The sequence below is a fragment of the Enterococcus avium ATCC 14025 genome, assembly GCF_000406965.1.
Lineage (GTDB): Bacteria > Bacillota > Bacilli > Lactobacillales > Enterococcaceae > Enterococcus_A > Enterococcus_A avium.
In genome coordinates, this window is the sequence record NZ_KE136367.1 from 301,090 (window position 1) to 303,576 (window position 2,487).

General features: G+C 50.6%; 1 tRNA gene and 2 rRNA genes (1 of these 3 only partly in view). All 3 read right to left on the reverse strand.

From position 1 onward, the window contains the following. A 23S ribosomal RNA gene (locus tag OMU_RS20810) occupies positions 1-559 on the reverse strand (it extends 2,353 nt beyond the left edge of the window). Positions 560-731: 172 nt separating this feature from the next. After that, positions 732-804 (reverse strand) — tRNA-Ala (locus OMU_RS20815). Positions 805-905: 101 nt separating this feature from the next. Continuing rightward, a 16S ribosomal RNA gene (locus OMU_RS20820) occupies positions 906-2,464 on the reverse strand. The 16S and 23S rRNA genes sit together here with 1 tRNA gene alongside, the layout of an rRNA operon. Positions 2,465-2,487 lie beyond the last annotated feature (23 nt).

Genomic DNA, 2,487 nt, shown 5'->3' on the forward strand with positions numbered 1-2,487 from the left:
ACACGGTTTCAGGATCTATTTCACTCCCCTTCCGGGGTGCTTTTCACCTTTCCCTCACGGTACTGGTTCACTATCGGTCACTAGGGAGTATTTAGCCTTGGGAGATGGTCCTCCCGGATTCCGACGGAATTCCTCGTGTTCCGCCGTACTCAGGATCCTCCTAGGTGCCAGTCAAATTTTGTCTACGGGGCTTTTACCCTTTCTAGCAGACCTTTCCAGGTCCCTCGACTATCTCACTGGACTACCATATCGGAGTCCTACAACCCCAAGAGGCAAGCCTCTTGGTTTGGGCTTTTCCCGTTTCGCTCGCCGCTACTCAGGGAATCGATTTTTCTTTCTCTTCCTGCAGGTACTTAGATGTTTCAGTTCTCTGCGTCTACCTCTAATCAGCTATGTATTCACTGAAAAGTAACATCCTATAAAAGATGCTGGGTTTCCCCATTCGGAAATCTCCGGATCAAAGCTTACTTACAGCTCCCCGAAGCATATCGGTGTTAGTCCCGTCCTTCATCGGCTCCTAGTGCCAAGGCATCCACCGTGCGCCCTTATTCACTTAACCTTATCTTGACTTTCGTCAAGGGTCTTACTAATTCCCATGAGCGATCATGTTCCTTAGTAATAAATAAGCAATTGAACTTATTAAAAAACTCATTCAACGCGGTGTTCTCGGTTTGTTTAAAATTGTTTCTGTATCCAGTTTTCAATGAACGAATGATGACTGACGTCATCAATGGAGCCTAGCGGGATCGAACCGCTGACCTCCTGCGTGCAAAGCAGGCGCTCTCCCAGCTGAGCTAAGGCCCCGATATTGCTATCTAATTGAGAGTAAACCTCTCAAAACTGAACGAATAAAACATTCCTGTGTAGTTTCCGTAACGTTCATCTTCGATGAACTATTTCCTTAGAAAGGAGGTGATCCAGCCGCACCTTCCGATACGGCTACCTTGTTACGACTTCACCCCAATCATCTATCCCACCTTAGGCGGCTGGCTCCAAAAGGTTACCTCACCGACTTCGGGTGTTACAAACTCTCGTGGTGTGACGGGCGGTGTGTACAAGGCCCGGGAACGTATTCACCGCGGCGTGCTGATCCGCGATTACTAGCGATTCCGGCTTCATGTAGGCGAGTTGCAGCCTACAATCCGAACTGAGAGAAGCTTTAAAAGATTAGCTTAGCCTCGCGACTTCGCGACTCGTTGTACTTCCCATTGTAGCACGTGTGTAGCCCAGGTCATAAGGGGCATGATGATTTGACGTCATCCCCACCTTCCTCCGGTTTGTCACCGGCAGTCTCGCTAGAGTGCCCAACTAAATGATGGCAACTAACAATAAGGGTTGCGCTCGTTGCGGGACTTAACCCAACATCTCACGACACGAGCTGACGACAACCATGCACCACCTGTCACTTTGCCCCCGAAGGGGAAGCTCTATCTCTAGAGTGGTCAAAGGATGTCAAGACCTGGTAAGGTTCTTCGCGTTGCTTCGAATTAAACCACATGCTCCACCGCTTGTGCGGGCCCCCGTCAATTCCTTTGAGTTTCAACCTTGCGGTCGTACTCCCCAGGCGGAGTGCTTAATGCGTTAGCTGCAGCACTGAAGGGCGGAAACCCTCCAACACTTAGCACTCATCGTTTACGGCGTGGACTACCAGGGTATCTAATCCTGTTTGCTCCCCACGCTTTCGAGCCTCAGCGTCAGTTACAGACCAGAGAGCCGCCTTCGCCACTGGTGTTCCTCCATATATCTACGCATTTCACCGCTACACATGGAATTCCACTCTCCTCTTCTGCACTCAAGTTTCCCAGTTTCCAATGACCCTCCCCGGTTGAGCCGGGGGCTTTCACATCAGACTTAAGAAACCGCCTGCGCTCGCTTTACGCCCAATAAATCCGGACAACGCTTGCCACCTACGTATTACCGCGGCTGCTGGCACGTAGTTAGCCGTGGCTTTCTGGTTAGATACCGTCAAGGGATGAACATTCTACTCTCATCCTTGTTCTTCTCTAACAACAGAGTTTTACGATCCGAAAACCTTCTTCACTCACGCGGCGTTGCTCGGTCAGACTTGCGTCCATTGCCGAAGATTCCCTACTGCTGCCTCCCGTAGGAGTTTGGGCCGTGTCTCAGTCCCAATGTGGCCGATCACCCTCTCAGGTCGGCTATGCATCGTTGCCTTGGTGAGCCGTTACCTCACCAACTAGCTAATGCACCGCGGGTCCATCCATCAGTGACGCAAAAGCGCCTTTCAAACCGAAACCATGCGGTTTCGATTGTTATACGGTATTAGCACCTGTTTCCAAGTGTTATCCCCTTCTGATGGGCAGGTTACCCACGTGTTACTCACCCGTTCGCCACTCCTTTTCTTTCGGTGGAGCAAGCTCCGGTGAAAGAAAAAGCGTTCGACTTGCATGTATTAGGCACGCCGCCAGCGTTCGTCCTGAGCCAGGATCAAACTCTCATAAAAAGTGTTTGAAACAGTCTTCCGAC